This is a genomic window from Variovorax sp. WDL1, assembly GCF_001541225.1.
Lineage (GTDB): Bacteria > Pseudomonadota > Gammaproteobacteria > Burkholderiales > Burkholderiaceae_C > Variovorax.
Map to the genome: position 1 here is coordinate 55188 of NZ_LMTS01000247.1, position 19666 is coordinate 74853.

The following is a 19666-nucleotide window of genomic DNA, read 5'->3' on the forward strand; positions in this document are numbered from 1 at the left end:
GTGCCCACGGGTGTGGCGGTGACGTAGCTGCCGGCGGCTCGTCGGTTGATGGCGATGCGGTTGGCCATGTCGTTCAGCAGGATCAGCGCCTGCGAACGCTGGTAGGCCTCCATCTCGGACACCTGCAGGCGCGATTGCAGGCCCACCAGCCCGAGCAGGCCGAAGGCGATGATGACCAGCGTGACCAGGGCTTCCAGCAGGGTCGCGCCGCGCTGCGAATGAAGTTTCACCATTTTTCTGGGGGCTCCTTGAGGCCCTCGTTGTTGAGCTTGAGCGTGACGTCGCTGGCCTGGCTGCCCTTCGGCGTGAAGGTCACGGTGAAAGCCGGTACGGCGCCGGTGCCCAGGGTGATGGTGTAGTCGTAGCCAGTACTTACCTCGGCCGGCAGGATGTAGCCGCCGGCTTCCAGCGCGGTCTTGTCCGCATAGCCGCGGTTGGCGAGCATGTACTGCTGCTGCCGATTGGCGATATCCATCATCTGCGCCTGCGCCGCCGACCGCTTGGAACGAATGACGTACTGCTGGTAGCTGGGCAGGGCGATAGCGGCCAGGATCCCGACCACCGCTATCGTGATGACCAGTTCGATCAACGTGAACCCGTGCTGTTTGCGCATCAACTCTCCAACGGCCTTGCTCGAAGCGAGCTGTTCAGGGTAGCGGTCACCCACCACACTTGAGAAATGTGACGATATGTTAAGAATGTGAACTTATCACATGACGCCGTCAGAAAGCGCGACAAATGGTGGGTTCCGCCCGACAAGCGGCGCAGGGGCGTAGTCAGAAGCACACAAACGCAGGCCGAACGCGGTAGCGCGGTGGGGGAGACTTGTTACACCTTGTGATGCCTTGAACCCACCGACCGAAGCGCCGTCGGCTTCCAGGGCTCCCGCAGCACGGGGGAGCTCACCCGAGCTCCGCTGGGGCACGATGTCCATCGCGCACCGCACAATGGCGCAAGGGCGGCCAATGTCATTACCGGGCTTCGGCGACGGTCAATCTTGACCGCGCCGATGTCGCCGCCGGCCTGGAGCTTGTGCAGCGCTGGCCTGCGGCCACATACATTCCCGAAGTGGCGTCCGAGGCGCGGGCCGAGGAAGCGCTTCGGTTTCTTGTTTGATATTTGGAGGAAGACATCATGAGCGGCAGGAAGCGTATCGCCGTGATCGCCGGAGACGGCATCGGCAAGGAAACCATGCCAGAGGGGCTGCGCGTGCTCGATGCGGCGGCACGCAAGTTCGGCGTCGATCTGCATTTCGACCACTTCGATTTCTCGAGCTGGGATTACTGCGAGAAGCACGGCAAGATGCTGCCTGACGACTGGAAGGACCAGATCGGCGGCCACGACGCGATCTATTTCGGCGCTGTCGGCTGGCCCGAGAAGATTGCGGACCATGTCTCGCTCTGGGGGTCTCTGCTGCTGTTCCGCCGCGAGTTCGACCAGTACATCAATCTGCGGCCTGCGCGCCTGATGCCCGGCATCATCGCGCCCGTGGTGCGGCGCGACGGCTCTGCGCGGCAGCCCGGCGAGATCGACATGTACATCGTGCGCGAGAACACCGAGGGGGAGTACTCGAGCATCGGCGGGCGCATGTATGAAGGCACGGCGCGCGAGATCGTGATCCAGGAGACGGTGATGTCGCGCACGGGCGTGGATCGCGTTCTCAAGTTCGCCTTCGAGCTGGCGCAGTCGCGTCCCGGCAAGCACCTGACCAGCGCGACAAAGTCCAATGGCATCTCGATCACGATGCCGTACTGGGACGAGCGCGTCGCTGCGATGGCGAAGAGCTACCCGGACGTCAAGCTCGACAAGTTCCACATCGATATCCTGACGGCGCATTTCGTGCAGCGCCCCGACTTCTTCGACGTGGTGGTCGCCAGCAACCTGTTCGGCGACATACTGTCTGACCTGGGCCCTGCCTGCACCGGCACGATCGGCATCGCGCCGAGCGCCAACCTCAACCCTGAGCGCAGCACCCCGTCGCTGTTCGAGCCGGTGCACGGCTCGGCGCCGGATATTGCAGGCAAGGGCATCGCCAACCCGATTGGCCAGATCTGGTGCGGCGCCATGATGCTCGAGTTCCTGGGATACAAGAACGCGCACGACGCGATCCTTGCCGCGATCGAGAAGGTGCTAGCGCCGGAAAGCGGCGCGCCGCGCACACCGGATATCGGGGGCAGCGCGGGCACCATCGACCTGGGCCGCGCGATTGCGCAAGCGCTCTGAACGAAGCCGCATGGGAAAAATGGACTGCGCAAAACATCACTAGAATCGCGGGCCTCGCTGGTTTGCGCGGCGTCGCGTCGTATTGACACCCCGTGGACCAGTGGTTGTAATCCTTCTCGGCAGTGCGCTGCCGGCGCACCAGAACTGCCATCCTTCTTCTTAAACGAACCCCGTGGCTTCGTCACGGGGCCGGCACCGCTTCTGACGCCACCCGATCAACTATTTATCCTGCAAGGGGTCCTTGTGAACAAAACCGAACTGATTGAGCACATCGCAAAAAACGCCGACATCTCGAAAGCCGCTGCCACGCGCGCACTGGAATCGACCATCGGCGCCATTCGTACCACGCTCAAGAAGGGCGGCTCGGTCTCGCTCGTCGGTTTCGGCACTTTTGCTGTGGGTAAACGCGCTGCACGCACGGGGCGCAATCCGCGCACCGGCGACGCGATTAAAATCAAGGCCGCCAAGATCCCGAAGTTCCGCCCCGGCAAGGCGCTGAAAGATGCGCTGAACTGAGAGTCGGATCCCGGTGGGGTGCTTAGCTCAGCTGGTAGAGCGGCGCCCTTACAAGGCGTAGGTCGGGGGTTCGAGCCCCTCAGCACCCACCAACCGATGCAAAGGCGAACACTCAGTTCGCCTTTTTTGTTTTTCGCTGGAGAGACCCCCATCCATGTTCGATTTCATCCGACAGCACAACAAAATCCTGATGGCCGTCTTGTTCCTGTTGATCGTGCCGTCATTCGTGGTGGTCGGCGTGCTGGACCGCTACAGCGGTGCCGGGGACAAAGGCGAAAAGGTCGCCAGCGTGGCGGGCGAGAGCATTCATCGTCCGGAGTGGGACGCGCAGCATCGCAACGATGTCGATCGCATTCGCCAGCAGAGGTCGGATGTGGATCCCGCGATATTCGATACGGATGCGCAGCGCTACGGGACGCTGGAGCGGATGGTGCGCGAGCGCGTGCTGGCCGCCGCCGCGGCCCAGGATCATTTCGTGGTGACCGAGCAGCGCCAGCTGGAGATATTCCAGAACGATCCGGGGCTGGCGAGCTTCGTCGTCACCAAGGATGGCCAGCGCCAGTTCGACCGCGATCTGTTCTTGCGCGCCACGGGCATGACACCCGAGCAGCACCAAGCCGCGCTCGCTGCGCAGATGGTGCGCCAGCAGGTGCTGAAGGGCATTACCGATACCGCCCTCGCGACACCGGCGCAGACCGCCGTCATGCTCGACGCCTTCTATGACCGGCGTGAGGTCAAGGTGGCGCGCTTCACTCCCAGCGAGTTTGCGACCAAGATCACTGTCAGCGATGCGGACCTGGATGCCTATTACAAGCAGCATGTCGCGCAGTTCCAGGTGCCGGAGCAGGCGAGCATCGAATACCTCGTGCTGGATCTCGATGCTGCCAAGAAAAACATCGCCATCAACGAGGCCGACGTGCGCGCCTACTACGAACAGAACCGCGAACTTCTCGGCACGAAGGAGGAGCGGCGTGCCAGCCACATCCTGATCAGCGTGCCTTCGGGCGCCCCCGCCGCCGAGCGCGAAAAGGCGCGCGAGAAGGCGCAGGGATTGCTGGCCGAGGTCAAGAAGGCGCCAGGCAACTTCGCGGAGATCGCACGCAAGAATTCGCAGGACCCCGGCTCGGCGGAAAAGGGCGGCGATCTCGACTTCGTGACGCGCGGGGCGATGGTGAAGCCGTTCGAGGACGCGATGTTCGCGCTCAAGAAGGGCGAGATCAGTGACTTGGTCGAGACCGAGTTCGGCTTCCACATCATCCAGCTCAACGACATCAAGCCGGGCGTGGTGCCGCCCTTCGAGCAGGTGCGCGCGAAAATCGAGGATGAGGTGCGCAGCCAGCAAGCGACTCAGGAATTCGCCAAGGCGGCCGAGACCTTCACCGATGCCGTCTACCAGCAGCCCGACAGCCTGAAGCCGGCCGCCGAGAAGCTGAAGCTGGAGATCCGCACCGCCGACAAGGTGGCACGAATGCCGGCGCCTGGTGCAACGGGGGCGCTAGCCAGCCGCAATTTCCTGAACGCCCTGTTCGCAGCCGATTCGCTGGAGCGCAAGCACAACACGGAGGCGATCGAGATCGGTCCCAACCAGCTCGCGTCCGGGCGCGTGACGCAATACGCCCCCGCACGGGCGCAGCCTTTCGATGAAGTCAAGGACAAGGTCCGGGCACAGCTCGTTGCCGAACGCGCGGGAGCTCTGGCCAAGACCGAAGGCGAAGCCAAGCTCGCGGCCTGGCAATCGAACGCGGCCGGCGCGAACTTCGGCGCCGCGCTGACGGTTTCGCGACTGGAGTCGCAGTCGCAGCCGATGCCGGTCATCGAGGCAGCACTGCGCGCCGATCCGGCCAAGCTGCCCGCGATGGTGGGAGTGGACCTCGGCGCGCAGGGATATGCCGTCGTTCGCGTCAACAAGACCGTGCCGCGCACGCCGCCCCCAACTGAGATGGCGCAGCAGGAAACCCAGCAAGTCGCGTTGGCCACGTCTGCCGCGGAGGCGGCCGCCTACTACGAACTGCTCAAGAGCCGGTTCAAGGCTGAGATCCTGGTGCCGAAACCGGTCGATGCGGGCATTGCCATCGGACGCTAGCTTTTTTCCGGCTACAATTGCCGGCTCTGCGGTGGCTGTAGCTCAGTTGGTAGAGTCCCAGATTGTGATTCTGGTCGTCGTGGGTTCGAGTCCCATCAGCCACCCCAAACCCATTCATGCAAAGCGCCGGTCATTCGACCGGCGCTTTTTTTTTGGCGCGCGCGATGCTTGCGGCAATTCAGACTTGAATTAGAATTCGGCCTTCCTAATTCGGAGGAACCTGCACCAATGGCCTCAACACTTGCCGACATCAATTCCCAGATCAAGAAGCACGACGAGCAGATTGCGCAATTGCGCAAGCAAGCCGAGGAACTGCGCAATCAGGAGCGCGCGGGCGTGGTCGAGGAGTTGCGGAAGAAGATTGCCGAATACGGCCTGACGGCGGCCGATTTGAAGCTCGGGTCGCGCGGCACCAGACGGGGCGCTCCCTCGGCCGCGCCAAAGTCCGCTGCGAAGTACCGCAGCCCGACCGGAGAAACCTGGTCAGGCGGTCGCGGCCGCAAGCCGCGCTGGATCACCGAAGCACTGGCCGCCGGTAAATCGCTGTCCGAGTTCGAGATCCACTGAGGCATCTCGTCACCTTAAAAAGGGCCCGCGATGCGGGCCTTTTTTTGGCGCTCAGTTGACCATGACGAGCTTTCCCTTGACGCCCCTCGAGCCCATGCGGGCATAGGCCGTCTTGAGCTCGGCCATGGGCATGGTGCCGTCGATCACCGGCTTGATCTTGCCTTGGCCATACCATTTCACCAATTCGGCCATCATCTGCGCATTGGCCTTGGGCTCGCGCTTGGCGAAATCGCCCCAGAACACGCCGACCAGCGATGCACCTTTGAGCAGCATCAAATTGAGCGGCAGTGAAGGAATCGGTCCGGAAGCGAATCCCACCACCAGATAGCGCCCCCGCCAGCCGATCGAACGGAACGCGGGTTCCGCGAATTCGCCGCCAACGGGGTCGTAAATCACGTCGGGACCTTTGCCGTCGGTCGCCGTCTTGATTGCATCGCGGAAGCCATTGGGAAGCGCGTGCGTGGTGTAGTTGATGGCGAGGTCCGCGCCGATGGATTTGCACAGTTCGCATTTCTCATCCGTCGACGCCGCGGCAATCACCTTGGCGCCGGCAGCTTTGGCGATCTGAATGGCGGCGGTACCGACGCCGCCGGCTGCGCCGAGTACCAGCACGGTCTCGCCGGGCCTGAGCTGCGCCCGGTCCATCAGCGCGTGCCAGGAGGTGGCATAGATCATGATGAAGGCGGCCGCATCGACGTGGCCGAAACCCTCCGGCAGGGGCATGCAGAGGGCCGCGGGCGCCAGGGTGTGGGTACCGAAGCCGCCCGTGCCCGACAGACAAGCAACATTCTGGCCCACGCGCAAGTCGCTGACTCCTTCGCCAATGGCCGCAACCATGCCCGCGTACTCCGACCCCGGTACGAAGGGGAGCGGCGGCTTGATCTGGTATTTGTTCTGCACGATCAGCAGATCGGGAAAGTTCAGGCTGGCTGCCTTGATCTCGATCAGCACCTGGCCGGGGCCAGGCGCGGGGGTCGGCAGTTCCTTCCAGGTCAGCGCATCGACGCCGGTCGGGTTCTCACAGAGCCATGCATGCATGCTCGGGTCTCCTTGGGTGAATCTGAGGGCAACGGATCCGGTTCATGATAGGGCGGACTGCGGGCGGTCATTGTCCCTGCCGTGACGCGTCCGCCGCCTACAATCGCGCGCACTATCAAAGCCATGAAGATACTGATTTCGAACGACGATGGCTTCCAGGCTCCCGGCATCGTGGCATTGCACGATGCACTCAAGGATGTAGCGGAAGTCGAAGTAGTTGCGCCAGAGCACAACAACAGCGCCAAGTCGAATGCGCTCACGCTCGCGGCTCCGCTCTACGTGCAAAAGGCGCACAACGGTTTTCGCTACGTGACCGGCACGCCGGCGGATTGCGTGCATATCGCGCTCAAGGGGCTGCTTGACTATCGTCCCGATCTTGTCGTGTCCGGCATCAACAACGGTGCCAACATGGGCGACGACACGATCTATTCGGGCACCGTCGGAGCCGCCATGGAGGCGTACCTTTTCGGCATTCCTGCAATTGCCTTCTCGCAGATCGAGAAGGGCTGGGCGCATGTCGACGCAGCGGCGCGCGCTGCGCGAAGGCTGGTCGAACAGATCGAGCGCGATCGCATGCTCGGAGGGCCTGCTTTCCTGCTCAACGTCAACGTGCCGAACCTGCCCTTCGAGGAGCTCAAGCCCATCAGGGTCTGCAGGCTGGGGCGCCGCCATGCCGCGGAGAAGGTCATCACCCAGGACAGTCCGCGCGGCGAGACCATGTACTGGATCGCCGGCGCCGGCGGCGCGAAAGACAGTGGTGAGGGCACCGACTTCCACGCGACGGCCGCCGGCCACATCGCGTTGACGCCGCTGCAGATCGATCTGACCGACCACGCCAATCTGGAACAGTGGCGCCTGACAGTGGCACGACTGGGCGGGCCTTCCTGATCATGGCCAGCCAGCGGCCAGGGTTTCCGGTGCGGCTCACGCCCACCGCATCGGCGGCGACGCGTGGTCGGCCCTCGGCCGTTCCTGTGAAACCGCTCGTTCACCACACGCCATCCATGGCATCGGAGGCGGTGCGCGCCCGAATGGTCCAGCGGCTCGCGGCGCAGGGCGTCGCCGACACGCGCGTGGTGCGTGCCATGAACACGGTGGAGCGTCATCGATTCGTCGACAGCGCCTTGGTAAACCAGGCGTACGAAGACACGAGCCTGCCGATCGGACTGGGCCAGACCATCTCGAAGCCCAGCGTGGTGGCGCGCATGATCGAATTGCTGCTGGGTGCGCCTGCGATGGCGAACAAGCCCGGCGATCGACTTGGACGCGTGCTCGAGATCGGTACCGGCTGCGGCTACCAGGCCGCGGTGCTGAGCCATGTCGCAACGGAGGTCTACAGCATCGAGCGCCTGCGTGGCCTGCATGAGCGGGCGCGCGCCAATCTGCGCCCGTTCCGCCTGGCCACGGTCCACCTCCTGCTTGGCGACGGCATGGTGGGCTATGCAAAGGGCGCACCCTATGCCGGCATCATTGCCGCTGCCGGCGGCGATGCGGTGCCGGAGACATGGCTCGAGCAGCTCGCCATCGGCGGGCGCATCGTCGCGCCGACACAGTCGGCCAAGGGTGGACAGGCCCTCGTCGTCATCGACAAGACGGCACGCGGACTGGAGCGCCGCGTTCTTGAGGCGGTTCACTTTGTCCCCCTAAAATCGGGAATTGCTTGAAGGAAGAACACATGCAGGGTATTGGCAATCGGGGCTGGCTTGCTGGCGTGACGCTGCTGGTCGCACTCTTGATTGCGGGGTGTGCCGCGAAGCGCGGGCCCGTTCCGGTCGAGGACCGCGGCACGATGATCGGCGCGCCAGTTGCTGCTGCGTCGACTGCTGCGGGCGTACCTCCCATCACCACCGATGCATCGGGCAAGCCGCTGCCGGGCATCGAGAATTACGGCAAGCCTGGCTACTACGCGGTGCGTCCCGGCGACACCATCCGCCGCATCGGCACGGAGACGGGTCAAAACTGGCGTGACATCGCGCGCTGGAACAATCTCGAGAATCCCGACCTGATCGAAGTGGGTCAGGTACTGCGCGTGATTCCGCCTGCGGGCGCCACGACGCCGCCGGGAGCAACGCCTGCGCCCCTCGCCTCCGATGCAGCGCGGACCGCCGCGCCGACACCTGCCCCCGGACCCGCCGCTGCTGCCGCGCCGGCGCCCACTGCTGCCGCGAGCGCGGCCGCCAAACCGACGCCGTCCATCGTGACTGCCTCGCCTGCGACGCCGGCCGCGACGGCGTCCGGGGACGAAGATGTGGGCTGGATCTGGCCTGCACACGGTTCGTTGATCGCGGGTTTCGACGAGGCAAAGAACAAGGGCCTGGACATCGGCGGCAAGGCCGGCGACTCGGTGCTCGCCGCGGCCGACGGGCGGGTCGTCTACGCCGGCGCCGGACTGCGCGGCTACGGCAACCTGATCATCCTCAAACACAACAACACCTATCTCACCGCCTACGCCCACAACCGGACGCTGCTGGTGAAGGAGGACCAGTCGGTGCAGAAGGGCCAGAAGATTGCCGAGATGGGCAACAGCGACGCGGACCGCGTGAAGCTGCACTTCGAGATCCGCCGGCAGGGCAAGCCTGTCGATCCGGCGCGTTACCTCCCCGCCCGGTAGGACCATGCATGGCCGCCTCTCGCCCGCGTCGCGCCCAGATCGTGCAGCGCGCGGCCGGCGGCGGTGGTGCCGCACCCTTCAGCGCCTTCGGGCCGGCTGGTCCCGCGGAGGAGGCGGCCGATGCCGACAGTGAGACGGCGCGGCCGATCTCTCGTGACGGCGCGTCGCTCGATATCGGCGGCGAGGGCGGCGATTCGTTGACGCTCTACCTGCGTGAGATCCGGCGCACCGACTTGTTCACGCCCGACGAGGAATTTCGCACGGCCTGCGCCGCGCGCAGCGGGGACTTCTCGGCACGGCAGTCCATGATCGAGCACAACCTGCGACTCGTGGTGAACATCGCCAAGGGCTATCTCGGCCGAGGTGTACCGCTGGCGGACCTGATCGAAGAGGGCAACCTCGGGCTGATGCATGCGATCAACAAGTTCGAACCCGAACGCGGTTTTCGCTTCTCGACTTACGCCACCTGGTGGATCCGCCAGTCGGTCGAGCGCGCAGCCATGATGCAGGCGCGCGCGATTCGACTGCCGGTGCATGTGGTGCGCGAACTGCAGCAGGTGATGCGTGCCCGGCGCACGCTGGAAGGCGATGCAGACTTCATCGCCCGCCGCCCTGACGGCGTGCGGGTGGAAGATGTCGCGGCGCTGCTGGGCCGCGAGGTGCAGGCGGTGGCCGATCTGATGGCGCTGGCCGAGGCGCCGCGTTCGCTCGATGCCGGCAGCGAACGCAGTGAGGACAGCTTCAGCCTGGCAGACACGGTCGCTTCGGAGGACGAGCACAGTGATCCGACTGGCATCACGCAGACGCATGAAGTCGAGAAGCTCCTCGATCAGTGGATCCAGGCGCTGAGCGAGCGCGAGCGCGAGGTATTGGAAGGGCGCTACGGCCTCCACGACCGCGATCCGGAGACACTCGAAGTATTGAGCGTGCGCCTGGGCCTCACGCGCGAGCGCGTGCGGCAGATCCAGAACGAGGCCCTTGCCAAGATGCGCCGCCAGCTTGCACGAGCGGGCGTGCAGCGCGACGCGCTCCTGTAGGCGCACTCCGGGCGGGCATGCCGCCCTGAGACAATCCATCCATGACGGATCCGACAGAAAAGAAAGAAGCGCAGCAGCAGCTTCACGATGAATGGCTGCAGGTCGAGTCGCTCGACCTCGATGCTCAGGGCGTGGCACACAAGGCCAGCGGCATGGTGGTGTTCATCGAGGGCGCGCTGCCTTTCGAGGAAGTGCAGCTCAAGGTGCAGCGCAGGAAGAACAACTGGGAGCAGGGCACGGTGACTGCGATTCGCCGTGAATCCTCGCAGCGCGTGCGTCCCGGGTGCCCGCATTTCGGGTTGCATGCCGGTGCTTGTGGCGGCTGCAAGATGCAGCACCTCGACGCCGCGGCGCAGGTGGCGGTGAAGCAGCGTGCGCTCGAAGACAACCTGTGGCATCTGGGCAAGGTGCGGCCTGAGAATATGCTGCGGCCGCTCGAGGGTCCCGCCTGGCACTATCGTTATCGCGCCCGACTCTCGGTGCGTCATGTCGTCAAGAAGGGCGCGGTACTGATCGGCTTCCACGAACGCAAGAGCCGCTATCTCGCCGACATGCAGGTGTGTCCCGTGCTGCCGGCGCGCGTCAGTGCCATGCTGATGCCGCTGCGCGAGCTCATCGGATCGATGGATGCCCGCGATACCTGCCCGCAGATCGAGCTGGCCTGCGGCGATGCGCCTGACGGCGCCGAGCTCGGGGTGATTGCGCTGGTACTGCGCCACCTGGAGCCCCTGTCGGTCGGGGATATCGCACGGCTCAAGGCCTTTGCGGCCGTGCATGAGGGGGTGCAGTGGTGGCTGCAGGCGAAAGGGCCAGAGACGGTTCGGCTGCTTGAATCCAACGGGCCGATGCTGGCCTACCAGTTGCCGGAGTTCGGCGTCACGATGCCCTTCAAGCCGACCGATTTCACGCAGGTCAACGCATCCATCAATCGTGCGCTCGTCAGCCGCGCATTGCGCCTGCTCGACGTGCAGGCGGAGGACCGCGTCATCGACTGGTTCTGCGGACTGGGCAATTTCACGCTCCCGCTCGCAACCCGTGCTCGGGAGGTTCTGGGCATCGAAGGCAGCGCCACGCTGGTCGCCAGGGCGACGGAGAACCTGGCGCGCAACCAGGCCCCAGCGGCCGGCCGGGGAGCGCTGGCTCCGACCCGCTTCGTCGCGCGCAACCTGTTCGAGATCACGCCCGCGATGCTGATGGCGGACGGCGCAGCAGACAAATGGCTGGTGGATCCGCCGCGCGAGGGCGCCTTTGCGCTGGCCAAGGCGCTGGCCGATCTGCATCAGGAGGCCGACCTAGCCATTGAGGGCTGGACGCCGCCCAGGCGGATCGTCTACGTCAGCTGCAATCCATCGACCCTGGCGCGCGATGCGGGCCTGTTGGTCCATCAGGCGGGCTATCGTTGCACTTTCGCGGGCGTGGTCAACATGTTCCCCCACACGGCGCACGTCGAGTCGATTGCGGTGTTCGATCTGCCATGAAAAAAGGGCCCGAAGGCCCTGTTTCAGCTGAGGTGCCGAAGATCAGTCGCGCTCTCCGCCGAAGATGCCCAGCAGGGCCAGCAGGCTCTGGAACACGTTGAACATGTCCAGGTAGAGCGCCAACGTGGCGCTGATGTAGTTGGTCTCGCCGCCGTCCATGATCTGCTTGAGGTCATAGAGCATGAAAGCCGAGAAGATGCCGATCGCTGCGACCGAGATCGCGAGCATGCCGGCGCTGGAGCCGACGAACACGTTGATGATTGCGCCGATCATCAGGACCAGAGCCCCGACGAACAGCCATTTGCCCATCCCCGAGAGGTCGCGCTTGATCACCGTGGCCAGCGAGGCCATCACGAAGAATACGCCGGCGGTACCGCCGAAGGCCGTCATGATCAGCTCGGAGCCGTTCTTGAAGCCCAGCACCATGGCGATGAGGCGCGACAGCATCAGGCCCATGAAGAAGGTGAAGCCGAGCAGCACGGGAACGCCGGCGGCGGAGTTCTTGGTCTTCTCTATGGCGAAGATGAAGGCGAAGGCACCGCCCAGGAATACCATCAGGCCGATGCCGCCGCTGAGGGAGCGGGTGATGCCGGTTGCGACGCCCAGCCACGCACCCAGCACGGTGGGCAGAAGGCTCAGGGCGAGCAGCCAATAGGTGTTGCGCAGGACGCGCTGCCGCTCTGCTTGCGGCAGCGCCTGGCCGTAGCCGACGGAAGTGGCAAGGGTGTTGACGCGGTCGTTCATTGCTGAAACTCCTGATGTTGGCTGCGAAGCTGCAGTTGGGGTCATTCTAGGGGGCTGCAAGGATCCGTCTGCGAAAAGACCCGCCTCGGCATGGCGCTAAAGCGCATCCTGCATTTCGTCAGTGATCAGGCAGGCTCGGGCGCTATGCTTGGTGTTTGCCCACTATTCGCAAGACCATGAAGACCAAGTCTTTTCTCGAACTCGTCGACGTCAAGGCGATCGCCGCCGCTGCCGAGGCTGAAGCGCTCAAGAACAACTGGGCCGTGACCATCGCCATTGCAGACGATGCCGGCAACCTGCTGTGGCTGCAGCGGTTGGATGGTGCCGCCGCCATCTCGTCCCATATCGCGCCCGCCAAGGCCCACACGGCAGCCATGGGGCGACGCGAGAGCAAGGTCTATGAAGACATGGTCAACGGGGGGCGTACTTCGTTTCTGTCGGCGCCTGGCATGGACGGCCTGCTCGAGGGTGGCGTGCCCATCGTCAAGGATGGCCAAGTGATCGGGGCGGTCGGCGTTAGCGGCGTCAAGTCCAACGAAGACGCCCAGATCGCCAGGGCGGGCATCGCTGCGATCGGTCTCTGACGCCAAGGCCTCCAAGCAAAATGCCGACCTCCAGTCGGCATCTTTTGGGAGTCAAGGTGGAAAAAAAGCTTGGCTAGTCGGCACGAAGCCGTTGGCTAGCAAAAACGACCCTTCGGAGATCGCATCTCCTCGAGTCGCCCCACGATGAAACTTGCGCGAGGGGCGAGCTGATGACTACTTCGTGAGGATCAGCTTGCCGAGTTTGGTGGCTTGGAGCCGATACAACGAGCCGTTGTGCATGATGCCTACGGTCTTGCCTCCCTTGAGAAGATCCGCGCTCTCGAAGAGGGGCGCGGGCCGAGGAGGCTCACTGCTTGCGCGGCCACCGCCCGCATGATCGAGCGAGGGATGGCTCAGGACATTGAACGCGTTGGGCACGGCGTGCATCGGAATCCTTCATCGAAACGATGATTGAATGATAATGATTCTCAACAAAAAGTCAATCGGCACGATGTGTTTTCTGCTCGCATGCCGCGGCTATTTTGCTTCAGGTTCGGTAATGAAGCCGATCTTGCGCACGCCGGCTTCGCGTGCCGCAGACATGGCTTGCGCAACGCGCTCGTAGCGCACCGCCTTGTCGCCGCGGATGTGCAGTTCGGGCTGCGGGTCCTTGGCGGCCTCGGCTGCCAGGCGCGTTTTCAGTTCGCCGTCCTCGATCTTCTGCTCGTTCCAGTAATAGCTGCCGTCGGCCGCCACCGTGAACAGGATGTTCTGCGGCTTGGTCTGCTCCGGCTCGCTGCTGGCACGGGGAAGATCGATGTTCACCGCGTGCTTCATCACCGGGACGGTGATGATGAAGATGATCAGGAGCACCAGCATGACGTCGACCAGCGGCGTCATGTTGATCTCGTTCATTACCTCGTCCGGTTCGTCCTGGGTACCAAAAGCCATGTGTTCCTCAGCTTTTCTTGAGCGGGACCACGGTGGCCTCGACGCCGCTTTGCACCCGCGCCCCGGTGACGAAGTAGGCATGCAGGTCATGCGCGAAGCTGTTGAGCTTGGTCAGCACGAACTTGTTGCCGCGCACCAATGCGTTGTAGCCCAGCACCGCTGGAATGGCGACAGCCAGGCCCAGCGCTGTCATGATCAGTGCTTCGCCGATCGGTCCAGCCACCTTGTCGATGGTGGCTTGACCGGCCGAGCCGATGCTCATCAGGGCGTGATAGATGCCCCACACCGTCCCGAACAGCCCGATAAACGGCGCCGTGGAGCCGACGGAGGCCAGGATGGCGAGGCCTGTCTGCAGGCGCGCGGTGAATTCGTCGATGCCGTTGCGCAGCGCGCGGGTGATCCAGTCGCTGACGTCGAGCGCGTCGTGCAGATGCGCCTTGGTATTGCGATGGTGCGCCGCGGCCTCGCGACCTTCCAGCGCCAGCGCACGGAATGGGTTGCCGCCTTCATTGCCGAGCTTGTTCAGCGCGGTGGCAAAGTCTTCGCTGTGCCAGAAGTCCTGCGAACGCTTGGCAAGGCGCTTGTACCGGATGATGTCGAGCGCCTTGATCAGGATCACGATCCACGACGCGAGCGACATGCCGATCAGAAGCAGGGCCACAGCCCGGGTGACGAAGTCGCCCTGATTCCAGACGTTCATCAGGCCAAAGTGGGAATCCATAAACACTCCAAGGAAGATTTAGTTCAGTACGAAGTTGACAGGAGCGTCGTAGGACATCGTTTGCGCGACGCCGCCGACCTTGCCGGGTGAGAAGCGGCACCTCAGCATGGTCTCTCTTGCAGCCTCATCCAGGCGGTCGAAGCCGCTCGACTTGCGAATATCCGCCTGCTTCGGCAAACCATCAGCGCCCACGACGACCTTGACAATGACCTTGCCCTGCTCGCCGAGGCGCTTGCTCATTGCCGGGTAGTTGGGCTTGCAGCTTTGCGCATACTGCGCATCCGCGGAAGGAAGCTGCACGGCGGGTGGTGCCGGCGGAGCGGGGGGCGGTGCGGGCGGTGCCGGTGGGGCGGGTGGTGCGATAGGGGCCGGAGGCGGAGGAGGTTCGACCGTCCCCACGGGGGCATTTGGCGCGGGCGCGGGTTTGGGTTCGCGAATCGCCTGGGGCCGCGGTGGGGGTGGCGCCTTGGTGATCTGAGGCTTTGGTGGTGGTGGCGGCGGCGGAGGGGGGGGCACCTCCTTCGGCTTGGGCGGCTCGATGAATTCGGCCAGGATCTCTACCGGGATGACAACCTCGGCGGCCCGCCGCAGCAGACCGCTTTGCAACGCCCAGAGCGCCGCAACATGGAATAGAACGACGCTGCCCGCGATGAGCGCATTGCGAGAGAAGCCCAGGACGGAGGGGGGCGACGGAGAGAAGCGGTCAGACACGATCAAACATTCAAGTGCCGGACACCGTCGAGGCGCCGGGTACAGAACCGCTGGCTGTTACCTATGAAAAATCCACCAGGCGGAGCCGCTGACGATGATCAGGCTGATGCCGAGGGCCGAGAAGAGTTCCATGTCCTGCTGTCCGTGATGGGTCTGGCAAGCTGGATCGAACTCGGCTCCGATTCGCGGTTGAGCGCAGCGATCGGGTGGGAGGCGCTGCACTGTGCGACCACGTCGCGTGCGCAGCTCTCGCATTGGCCGCATTGTGTCGCGACGCCGAGTTCGAATTGCACGTCGTCGAAAGTCATCCCGGCCCGCACGTGGCGTGCGATCTCACGGTCAGACACTCGGCGACATACGCAAACGATCATGGCGGTGGGCGGCAGTCTGGCTGGCTGTTGATAGGAGCCATGATTATAAATACGAATTCCTCGCATTTGCAATAACTATGAGGGCCGGGTGGCCAAAAAAAAGCGGGGCCGTTGGGCCCCGCCGGATGGAGGTGGTGAGTTGCCCTACTCGACTTCGCCCATCTGCGACTGAAGGTAGTTCTGCAGGCCGACCTTGCCGACCAGATCGATCTGGGTCTCGAGGAAGTCGATGTGCTCTTCGGTGTCATCCAGGATCTCTTGCAGCAGATCACGCGAGACATAGTCGCGAACCGCCTCGCAGTGGGCGATGCCGTCCTTGATGGTGGCCTGAGCGCCCATTTCGGAAGCCAGGTCGCACTGCAGGATCTCGGGTACGTCCTCGCCCACACGGAGCTTGGCCAAGTCCTGCAGGTTCGGCAGGCCGTCCAGCATGAAGATGCGATCCATGATCTTGTCTGCATGCTTCATCTCGCCGATGGATTCTTCGTATTCTTTCTTGGCCAGCTTGTCCAAGCCCCAATGCTTGAGCATGCGGTAGTGCAGGAAATACTGATTGATCGCGGTCAGTTCGTTCTTCAGTTGCGCCTGCAGATGGTCAATGACTTGAGGGTCGCCCTTCATGGTTTCTTCCTTGTTCTTGAAAGCGTCGATTGTGCGAGCGGGGCGCAAGCGCAGGCAAGAGAGCCCATGTTGCAGCGGTCTGCATGCGTGTGAGGCTGATAGGTGTTCGCATTGGGTGTTGCCGGCTCATAGTGCGCCGCAATATTTTCCATAGTGCATTACTATCAAAAACAAAGAATCATTAGTTATACTGAGGGCTCGCTTTTTCATCAGTCTCACCTAGGAACCTGTACATGTCCCTGATCAACACCGAAATCGTCCCGTTCAAGGCCACCGCTTATCACAACGGCAAGTTTGTCCCGGTCAGCAACGAGAGTTTCAAGGGCAAGTGGTCCGTCGTCGTCTTCTATCCGGCCGACTTCACCTTCGTGTGCCCGACCGAACTCGGCGACCTGGCCGACCATTACGCCGAATTCCAGAAGCTCGGCGTCGAGATCTACGGCGTGTCGACCGACACCCACTTCACTCACAAGGCGTGGCATGACACCTCGGACACCATCGCCAAGGTGAAGTACCCCCTGATCGGCGACCCGAGCCAGCAGCTCGCGCGCGCCTTCCAAGTCCTGATCGAGGAAGGCGAAGACGCAGGCCTTGCCTATCGCGGCACCTTCGTGATCGATCCCGAGGGCAAGATCAAGACCATCGAAGTACACGACAACGGCATCGGCCGCGACGCCGCCGAATTGCTGCGCCGCGTGAAGGCTGCCCAGTACGTTGCCGCCCACCCGGGTGAAGTCTGCCCGGCGAAGTGGACGGAGGGTGCCGAGACGCTCAAGCCTTCGTTCGATCTGGTCGGCAAGATCTAAGCAGTCCGTTCGCGCCAGGCCCGGGCGCATCCGCACCCGGGCCTTTCTATTTCTGTCTTCCGATTTCCAAGAGGTGAGTTCACCATGCTCGACGCCGGCACCAAAGCACAACTGAAGAGTTATCTCGACCGCATCACGCAGCCAGTTGAAATCGTCGTTTCGCTCGATGACAGCAAGGCGTCTAAGGACGTGCAATCGCTGTTGAATGACGTGGCGGAGTCGTCGTCGTTGGTGAAGGTCATCGAGAGCCGCGACGACAACCATCGCAAGCCCTCGTTCTCGATCAACCGACCCAGCCAGAGCAACGGTCCCCGCTTTGCTGGCTTGCCGATGGGCCACGAGTTCACCTCGCTCATCCTGGCGCTGCTCCAGGTCGGCGGTTACCCGCCCAAGGTGGAGCAGGCCGTGCTTGAGCAGATCCGTGCGCTGGAAGGCGACTTCGAATTCGAGATTTATATCTCGCTCACCTGCCACAACTGCCCGGATGTGGTGCAGGCGCTCAACCTGATGGCGGTGCAGAACCCGCGCATCAAGACCACGATGATCGACGGCTCCCTGTTCCAGGACGAGGTGAAGGAACGCCAGGTCATGGCTGTCCCCACCGTCTTCCTGAACGGCACCGAGTTCGGCCAGGGCCGCATGAGCCTCGAGGAAATTCTCGCGAAGATCGACACCAGTGGCGTCGAGCGCGAGGCGAAGAAGATCGCCGGCAAGGCCCCCTTCGACGTCCTGATCGTCGGCGGGGGGCCGGCCGGCGCAGCGGCAGCCGTCTATGCCGCGCGCAAGGGCATCCGAACGGGCGTTGCGTCCGAGCGCTTCGGCGGCCAGGTTCTCGACACCCTGGGCATCGAAAATTTCATTTCGATCAAGGAAACCGAGGGCCCCCGCTTCGCGCTGGCGCTGGAGGAGCATGTGCGTCATTACGACGTCGACATCATGAACCTCCAGCGTGCTTCGGCACTGGTGCCAGGGAAGGACCTGATCGAGATCAAGCTAGAAAACGGTGCGTCGCTCAAGAGTCGCTCGGTCGTGATCTCTACTGGCGCACGTTGGCGCAACATCAACGTGCCGGGCGAGCAGGAGTACAAAAACAAGGGCGTGGCCTATTGCCCGCACTGCGACGGACCGCTCTTCAAGGGCAAGCGTGTTGCGGTGATCGGCGGCGGCAACTCTGGCGTCGAGGCCGCGATCGATCTGGCCGGCATCGTCGGCCATGTCACGCTTATCGAGTACGACACCCAACTGCGTGCCGACGCCGTGCTGCAGCGCAAGCTCAAGAGCCTTGCCAATGTCGAGATCATCACGAACGCGCAGACCACCGAGATCACCGGCGACCAGCAGAAGGTCAACGGCCTGATCTGCAAGGATCGCGCGTCGGGCGAGATCCGCCGGGTGCCGCTCGAAGGCGTGTTCGTGCAGATCGGCCTGGTGCCCAACACCGATTGGCTGAAGGGCACGCTCGAACTTTCGAAGCACGGCGAGATCGTGGTCGACGCGAAAGGTCAGACCTCGGTGCCTGGCGTGTTCGCAGCAGGCGATGCGACGACGGTGCCTTTCAAGCAGATCATCATCGCGGCCGGCGACGGCGCGAAGGCTGCGCTCAGTGCCTTCGACCACCTGATCCGGACTTCGGCGCCGGCGGAAAAGGCCGCGACCGCCGAAGCGATGGCTTAGAAGCGGTTCGCTGCGCGAGGCTCGCGAGCCTGCATCAGCAGGCGCGCGGCCGGTCGACCCACGGTCGTATATTCGCGGACTGAAGCAGGCGCTCAATAGGTCAGCCGCTCGGGCCGCAGTTCCTGAAGGATGGTTGTCGCGATCTCTTCGATTGATTTGGTGGTGGTCGATAGCCATCGGATGCCGGCGCGCCGCATCATGGCCTCAGCCTCGCTCACCTCGTGCCGGCAGTTCTCGATGCTGGCATAGCGCGAGTTCGGCCGCCGCTCGTTGCGGATCTCGCTTAGGCGCTCGGGCTGGATCGTGAGGCCGAAAATCTTCTTGCGATGCGGCATCAGCGCTGGCGGCAACTGCCGGCGCTCGAAGTCCTCGGGAATCAGCGGGTAGTTGGCCGCCTTGAGGCCATGCTGCATCGCCAGGTAGAGCGAGGTGGGTGTCTTGCCGCTGCGGCTGACGCCGATCAGGATCACGTCGGCATTTTCGAGGTCGCGGTTGCTCTGGCCATCGTCGTGCGCCAGACTGAAGTCGATGGCCTGAATGCGGGCGTTGTATTCCTTGCTCTTGCTGACGTCGCTGAAACGGCCGATGCGGTGGTTGGACTTCATTGCCAACTCGATCTCGAGGGGTCGCACGAAGGTCCCGAACATGTCGAGCAACATGCCCTTGCAGCCGGTCTCGATGACCTCCAGCACGTCCATGTTCGCCAGCGTCGTGAAGACGATGGGTCGAAGCCCCTCCACCTCGGCCGTATGGTTGATCCGCCGCACCGCCTGGTGCGCCTTGTCCACCGTGTCAGTGAAGGGCAGCCGCACATGGCGGGGCTTGATCTCGAACTGGGCCAGGACGGCGTTGCCGAATGTTTCAGCGGTAATGCCGGTACCGTCGGAGACGAAGAAAACGGTGCGTGTGTGCATGCTTGGCGGCCTTGTCCTGCGGCGCGCCGACCCACTCGGCGCCTACAATCCGGCCCATTATCGGGAATGCGGCCCG

Annotated in this window: 23 protein-coding genes and 2 tRNA genes; 14 read left to right on the top strand and 11 right to left on the bottom strand. The window is 63.5% G+C overall.

The annotated features are described in order from the left end of the window. Both APY03_RS44835 and APY03_RS30595 read right to left on the bottom strand, forming a co-directional pair. The coding region (locus tag APY03_RS44835) for a type IV pilus modification PilV family protein (RefSeq protein ID WP_232324480.1) at window positions 1–233 on the bottom strand (233 nt) is incomplete at its 3' end. Then, on the bottom strand, window positions 227–613 hold the full coding sequence (locus APY03_RS30595; RefSeq protein ID WP_068683020.1) for a type IV pilin protein: 387 nt from the start codon (window positions 611–613) through the stop codon (window positions 227–229). The genes APY03_RS30595 and APY03_RS44835, both read right to left, overlap by 7 nt. 521 nt (window positions 614–1134) lie before the next feature. Here APY03_RS30595 and APY03_RS30600 point away from each other — a divergent pair. The 6 genes from APY03_RS30600 (at window position 1135) to APY03_RS30625 (ending at window position 5389) form a co-directional block, all read left to right on the top strand. Continuing rightward, entirely contained in the window at window positions 1135–2223 is a 1089-nt protein-coding gene (locus tag APY03_RS30600; protein ID WP_068683112.1) for a tartrate dehydrogenase, read from the top strand. A 243-nt stretch (window positions 2224–2466) separates the two neighbouring features. Then, the gene (locus APY03_RS30605; RefSeq protein ID WP_007830705.1) at window positions 2467–2739 is read left to right on the top strand and encodes an HU family DNA-binding protein; all 273 of its coding nucleotides are present in this window, start codon (window positions 2467–2469) and stop codon (window positions 2737–2739) included. 16 nt (window positions 2740–2755) lie between these two features. Next, window positions 2756–2831: transfer RNA gene (locus APY03_RS30610), tRNA-Val, on the top strand. A 62-nt stretch (window positions 2832–2893) separates the two neighbouring features. Beyond that, window positions 2894–4822 carry a peptidylprolyl isomerase gene (locus APY03_RS30615; protein WP_068683022.1) on the top strand — a complete coding sequence of 643 codons (1929 nt, stop codon included), beginning with the start codon at window positions 2894–2896 and terminating at the stop codon, window positions 4820–4822. 31 nt (window positions 4823–4853) lie between these two features. After that, window positions 4854–4929 (top strand) — tRNA-His (locus APY03_RS30620). Between the two features lie 61 nt (window positions 4930–4990). Next, window positions 4991–5389 carry an H-NS histone family protein gene (locus APY03_RS30625; RefSeq protein WP_198161332.1) on the top strand — a complete coding sequence of 133 codons (399 nt, stop codon included), beginning with the start codon at window positions 4991–4993 and terminating at the stop codon, window positions 5387–5389. Between the two features lie 51 nt (window positions 5390–5440). Here the strand turns inward: APY03_RS30625 and APY03_RS30630 are convergent, their stop codons facing one another. Beyond that, window positions 5441–6427: an NADPH:quinone oxidoreductase family protein gene (locus APY03_RS30630; protein ID WP_068683026.1), complete on the bottom strand. Its 987-nt coding sequence runs from the start codon at window positions 6425–6427 to the stop codon at window positions 5441–5443. A gap of 123 nt (window positions 6428–6550) precedes the next feature. Here APY03_RS30630 and surE point away from each other — a divergent pair, with 123 nt between their 5' ends. The 5 genes from surE to rlmD are packed head-to-tail and all read left to right on the top strand — an operon-like array spanning window position 6551 to window position 11553. Then, window positions 6551–7315, top strand: coding sequence for a 5'/3'-nucleotidase SurE (gene surE, locus APY03_RS30635; protein ID WP_068683028.1), 765 nt, complete (start codon window positions 6551–6553; stop codon window positions 7313–7315). 2 nt (window positions 7316–7317) lie between these two features. Beyond that, a complete protein-coding gene (locus APY03_RS30640) occupies window positions 7318–8091 on the top strand; it encodes a protein-L-isoaspartate(D-aspartate) O-methyltransferase (protein ID WP_068683114.1) in 774 nt (257 codons plus the stop codon). Between the two features lie 11 nt (window positions 8092–8102). Further along, the gene (locus tag APY03_RS30645) at window positions 8103–9038 is read left to right on the top strand and encodes a peptidoglycan DD-metalloendopeptidase family protein (RefSeq protein ID WP_068683030.1); all 936 of its coding nucleotides are present in this window, start codon (window positions 8103–8105) and stop codon (window positions 9036–9038) included. An 8-nt stretch (window positions 9039–9046) separates the two neighbouring features. Then, on the top strand, window positions 9047–10075 hold the full coding sequence (locus APY03_RS30650) for a sigma-70 family RNA polymerase sigma factor (protein ID WP_068683032.1): 1029 nt from the start codon (window positions 9047–9049) through the stop codon (window positions 10073–10075). Window positions 10076–10116: 41 nt separating this feature from the next. Further along, window positions 10117–11553: a 23S rRNA (uracil(1939)-C(5))-methyltransferase RlmD gene (gene rlmD / locus APY03_RS30655; RefSeq protein WP_068683034.1), complete on the top strand. Its 1437-nt coding sequence runs from the start codon at window positions 10117–10119 to the stop codon at window positions 11551–11553. A 42-nt stretch (window positions 11554–11595) separates the two neighbouring features. Here rlmD and APY03_RS30660 read toward each other — a convergent pair whose 3' ends face one another. After that, complete coding sequence (locus tag APY03_RS30660; protein ID WP_068683036.1) at window positions 11596–12297, bottom strand: Bax inhibitor-1/YccA family protein; 702 nt, start codon at window positions 12295–12297, stop codon at window positions 11596–11598. 176 nt (window positions 12298–12473) lie between these two features. Between APY03_RS30660 and APY03_RS30665 the strand changes: the two genes are divergently transcribed. Beyond that, complete coding sequence (locus tag APY03_RS30665) at window positions 12474–12881, top strand: GlcG/HbpS family heme-binding protein (protein WP_068683038.1); 408 nt, start codon at window positions 12474–12476, stop codon at window positions 12879–12881. 174 nt (window positions 12882–13055) lie between these two features. Here the strand turns inward: APY03_RS30665 and hemP are convergent, their stop codons facing one another. The 6 genes from hemP to bfr all read right to left on the bottom strand — a co-directional run bounded on the left by hemP (window position 13056) and on the right by bfr (window position 16196). Continuing rightward, window positions 13056–13268, bottom strand: coding sequence for a hemin uptake protein HemP (hemP, locus tag APY03_RS30670; protein WP_068683040.1), 213 nt, complete (start codon window positions 13266–13268; stop codon window positions 13056–13058). Window positions 13269–13358: 90 nt separating this feature from the next. Further along, window positions 13359–13772 (bottom strand): ExbD/TolR family protein, encoded by a 414-nt coding sequence (locus APY03_RS30675; protein WP_068683042.1) that lies wholly within the window; start codon window positions 13770–13772, stop codon window positions 13359–13361. 7 nt (window positions 13773–13779) lie between these two features. Then, entirely contained in the window at window positions 13780–14493 is a 714-nt protein-coding gene (locus APY03_RS30680; RefSeq protein ID WP_068683044.1) for a MotA/TolQ/ExbB proton channel family protein, read from the bottom strand. A gap of 18 nt (window positions 14494–14511) precedes the next feature. Further along, the gene (locus tag APY03_RS30685) at window positions 14512–15210 is read right to left on the bottom strand and encodes an energy transducer TonB (RefSeq protein ID WP_068683046.1); all 699 of its coding nucleotides are present in this window, start codon (window positions 15208–15210) and stop codon (window positions 14512–14514) included. Between the two features lie 92 nt (window positions 15211–15302). Continuing rightward, complete coding sequence (locus APY03_RS40780) at window positions 15303–15575, bottom strand: (2Fe-2S)-binding protein (RefSeq protein ID WP_083944662.1); 273 nt, start codon at window positions 15573–15575, stop codon at window positions 15303–15305. A 144-nt stretch (window positions 15576–15719) separates the two neighbouring features. Then, complete coding sequence (gene bfr / locus APY03_RS30690; protein WP_068683048.1) at window positions 15720–16196, bottom strand: bacterioferritin; 477 nt, start codon at window positions 16194–16196, stop codon at window positions 15720–15722. 233 nt (window positions 16197–16429) lie between these two features. On the opposite strand from bfr, the gene ahpC reads away from it, so the two are divergent. Together ahpC and ahpF are read left to right on the top strand one after the other, a co-directional pair. After that, window positions 16430–17002 (top strand): alkyl hydroperoxide reductase subunit C, encoded by a 573-nt coding sequence (gene ahpC, locus APY03_RS30695; protein WP_068683050.1) that lies wholly within the window; start codon window positions 16430–16432, stop codon window positions 17000–17002. Between the two features lie 84 nt (window positions 17003–17086). Then, window positions 17087–18676 carry an alkyl hydroperoxide reductase subunit F gene (gene ahpF / locus APY03_RS30700; RefSeq protein WP_068683052.1) on the top strand — a complete coding sequence of 530 codons (1590 nt, stop codon included), beginning with the start codon at window positions 17087–17089 and terminating at the stop codon, window positions 18674–18676. A 92-nt stretch (window positions 18677–18768) separates the two neighbouring features. Here the strand turns inward: ahpF and ppsR are convergent, their stop codons facing one another. Next, a complete protein-coding gene (gene ppsR / locus APY03_RS30705) occupies window positions 18769–19590 on the bottom strand; it encodes a posphoenolpyruvate synthetase regulatory kinase/phosphorylase PpsR (protein WP_068683054.1) in 822 nt (273 codons plus the stop codon). Window positions 19591–19666: the final 76 nt, after the last annotated feature.